This is a genomic window from Streptomyces palmae, assembly GCF_004684805.1.
In the GTDB taxonomy this organism is placed as follows: Bacteria; Actinomycetota; Actinomycetes; order Streptomycetales; family Streptomycetaceae; genus Streptomyces; species Streptomyces palmae.
Map to the genome: position 1 here is coordinate 1 of NZ_SRID01000511.1, position 3909 is coordinate 3909.

A 3909-nucleotide genomic window follows, 5' to 3' on the forward strand; every position below is an offset into this window, starting at 1 on the left:
CGGCTGTGGGTGTTGAGGTGTCGGTCGCGGCGGTGAATGGTCCGGGCAGCGTCGTTCTGTCGGGTGAGGTGGAGGCGTTGCGGGAGGTGGTGGGTCCCTGGGAGGGCGACGGAGTTCGCGTCCGGTGGATCCCGGTGGATTACGCCTCGCATTCTCCGCAGATGGAGTTGGTGCGGGAGGAGGTCGAGGGGCTTTTGGCGGAGGTGAGCCCGCGTCCCGGGCGGGTCCCTGTCTACTCGACCGTCACCGGCCAGGTGCTGCCGGATGCCACGGTGATGGATGGTGGGTACTGGTTCACCAATCTGCGGCAGACGGTGGAGCTCCAAGCCGCGGTCAGTGCTGCTGTCGCCGACGGGCATACGGCGTTCGTTGAGTGCAGTCCGCATCCTGGGTTGGTGGTGCCGGTCAGCGACACGCTGGAGGGGTTGGGCATCCAGGGTGTGGTGGTGGAGACGCTGCGGCGTGGCCAGGGGGGTGCGGAGCAGCTGGCGCAGGCTCTGACCAGTGCGTTCGTGCAGGGTCTGGCCGTGGACTGGGCGGCCCTGTTCGCCGATTCAGGGGCTCGGCGGGTGGAGTTGCCCACGTATGCCTTCCAGCGGCAGCGGTACTGGATGGCGGCCCAGCACTCGGCCATTGCCCAGGGAGTCGGCTGGGGGCAGCAGGCGCTGGAGCATCCGTTGCTGGGGGCGGCGGTGGAGCTGGCCGGTGGCCAGGGGACCGTCCTCACCGGTCGGCTGTCGCTGGCCAGCCACCCGTGGCTGAACGACCACGCCGTTCACGGCACGGTGATCGTGCCCGGAACCCTCTTCGTGGAGCTTGCCCTGCGTGCCGGTGCCGAGCTGGGTTACGCGCAGGTGGAGGAACTGACCCTGCACACCCCCTTGGTACTGCCGCAGACGGGTTCCGTGCGGCTTCAGGTGACCGTCGGTGCGCCGGAGGAATCCGGAGGCAGGACGGTGACCATCCACGCTCGCCCTGAGGACGGTGCCTTGGGCGCTGCGTGGACCCAGCACGCATCGGGCGCCATGGTGCCGGCCGTCGAAGGATCGTCGGTGGCCGACAGTCTGGGAGAAGAACGGGAGTGGCCTCCCGCCGGCGCGGAGCCGGTGGACGCCGATGTGATCTACCAAGGGCTGGTGTCGGCCGGATTGGACTACGGGCCGGTCTTCCAGGGGCTGCGGGCGGCATGGCGCCGCGGGGGCGAGATATTCGCAGAGGTGGCACTCCCGGAGGAGGCCCAGGAGGATGCGGACCACTTCGGCATTCACCCCGCCCTGCTTGACGCCGCACTCCACGCCTGGCACAGCGGCCCCTCGGCGGTGGAAGGCGAGTCGCAGGCGCAGATCGCGTTCTGCTTTCGAGGGGTGGCGGTGTACGCCTCCAAGCCGACCGCGCTGCGGGTACGCCTGCTGACCTTGGGCGAGGACACGGTGGGGCTGAGGCTGACCGACACCTCCGGGCGTCTGGTGGCGTCGGTCGCGGCTGTGGTGGCCCGGCCCGTGGCGGCAGACCAGTTGCGGACGGCCGGCGGCGTACGGCGCGACTCCCTGTTCCGGGTGGAGTGGAAGCCCGCGGCACCGGAGTCCGCCGGGCCGGTGGACTGGGCGTTGGTGGGGGCCGACCCCTTCGGCCTGGTCGACCGGTTGCCCGAGCCGCAACTGCCGAGCGCACGGTACGCGGATCTCGGCGAGGCCGCCGCCGCTTCCGAAGGCGTCCCAGGTGTCCTGGTGGTGTGTGCCGCCGGTGCCGACGCGGATATCGCAGGGCTCCCGGCACGTACCCGGGAGGTCCTCGCCGACGTGGTGGAGACGCTCCAGACCTGGCTCACGGACGATCGCCTCACCGCGTCGCGCCTCGTCGTCCTCACCCAGGGGGCGCTGCGGGCCGACGATGGTGACACGGGCGACGCGGTGAGCGACCTGCCCGCGGCGGCCGTCTGGGGGCTGATGCGCTCGGCGCAGTCCGAACACCCCGGCCGCTTCACCTTGCTGGACATCGACGGGCAGCCCACCTCACTCGCCACACTTCCCATGGCGCTCGCTTCCACGGAGCCGCAGATCGCGGTACGTGCCGGACGGCAAGCCGTCCCCCGCCTGGCCGCGGTGGCGGCGACGGGGGCGACGGGGGCGACGGGGGGAGTGTTCCCCGCAGACGGAACGGTGCTGGTGACCGGCGGCACGGGGGGACTGGGCGCCCTGGTGGCCCGGCACCTGGTGGCCGCACACGGGGTGCGGCGGTTGCTGCTGGTGTCCCGGCGCGGCACGGAGGCTCCAGGCGCGGAAGCGCTGCTGGCGGAACTGTCGGAACTGGGCGCACACGTCACGCTGGCTGCCTGCGATGTGGGTGACCGCGCCGCGCTCGCCGCCGAGCTGGCACGCGTGCCGGCGGAGCATCCGCTCTGCGCGGTCGTCCACACCGCCGGAGTCGTCGACGACGGCATTGTCGAGACGCTGACCGTCGAGCAACTGGACCGATCGCTGAGCCCCAAGGCCGACGGCGCGCTGCACCTGCACGAACTCACCCAGCACATGGGACTGGCCGCCTTCGTGCTGTTCTCCTCGGGCTCCACCACGTTCGGCGGCCCCGGCCAGGGCAACTACGCCGCGGCCAACGCCTTTCTGGATGCCCTCGCCCAGCACCGCAGGGCTCTGGGCCTGCCTGCCGTCTCCCTGGCGTGGGGGTTGTGGGCGGAGTCCCGGGGCATGGGTGGGCGGCTCAGCGACACGGACCTCGCCCGGTGGGCACGCACCGGCGCGGTGGCGATGTCCGCGGAAGAGGCACTGACCCTGTTCGACGCCGCCCTGACCGCACCCCAGGCCGTACTCGTCCCGGCCCGGCTAGACCTGCGGGCCATGCGGGCCCGCGCCGCCTCGCTACCCCCGCTCTTCACCGATCTGCTGGGAACACCGGCACGGCGGCACACCGCAGACCACCAGGGCCCGTCGCTGGCCCGGCGGCTGGCCGAACTCGCCGAGGCCGACCGTACGCCCACCGTCCTGGAACTGGTGCGCACCGAGGCCGCGGCTGTTCTGGGACACACCACGACCAGCCCCGTCCATGCCGAACGCCCCTTCAAGGAACTCGGATTCGACTCACTGACGGGCGTGGAACTGCGGAACAGGTTGAATACCGCAACCGGCCTGCGCCTGCCCTCGACTCTGGTCTTCGACTACCCGAATCCCCTTACACTGGCGCGGCACCTGGTGACGGAACTGCTCGGTGACGCATCACCCGTACGGGTCACCGCACCGGCCCTCAGCGCCAAGGCCACCGACGAGCCGATCGCGATCGTGGGCATCGGCTGTCGCTTCCCCGGTGATGTGTCATCGCCGGATGACCTGTGGCGGCTGCTGGTCGCGGATGGTGACGCGATCGCCGAGTTCCCGACCGACCGCGGCTGGGACCTGGCGGCCTTGTACGACCCCGACCCCGAGCGATCCGGCACCAGCTACGCCCGCACCGGCGGTTTCCTCTACGAGGCCGGTGAGTTCGATGCCGAGTTCTTCGGTATCTCGCCGCGTGAGGCGCTGGCCATGGACCCGCAGCAGCGGCTGCTGCTGGAGACCTCCTGGGAGGCCATCGAGAGGGCTGGCATCGATCCGACCTCGCTGCGCGGCAGCCGGACCGGCGTCTTCGCCGGCGTCATCTACAACGACTACGGATCCCGGCTCAACGACGTACCCGGCGAGGTCGAGGGCTATGTGAGCTACGGGAGCGCCGGAAGTATCGCGTCCGGCCGAGTGTCGTACGTCCTGGGTCTGGAAGGCCCCGCCGTCAGCATCGACACGGCGTGTTCGTCGTCGTTGGTGGCGTTGCATTGGGCGGTGGGGGCGTTGCGTTCGGGTGAGTGTGATTTGGCGTTGGCTGGTGGTGTGGCGGTGATGTCGACGCCGGACTTCTTTGTGGAGT

The 3909-nt window shown here is 70.8% G+C and carries 1 protein-coding gene; it reads left to right on the forward strand.

The features are described 5' to 3' along the window. Positions 1-68: 68 nt before the first annotated feature. Positions 69-3909 (forward strand): SDR family NAD(P)-dependent oxidoreductase (locus tag E4099_RS30115; protein ID WP_245245310.1); only part of this gene is annotated, 3841 nt, incomplete at its 3' end.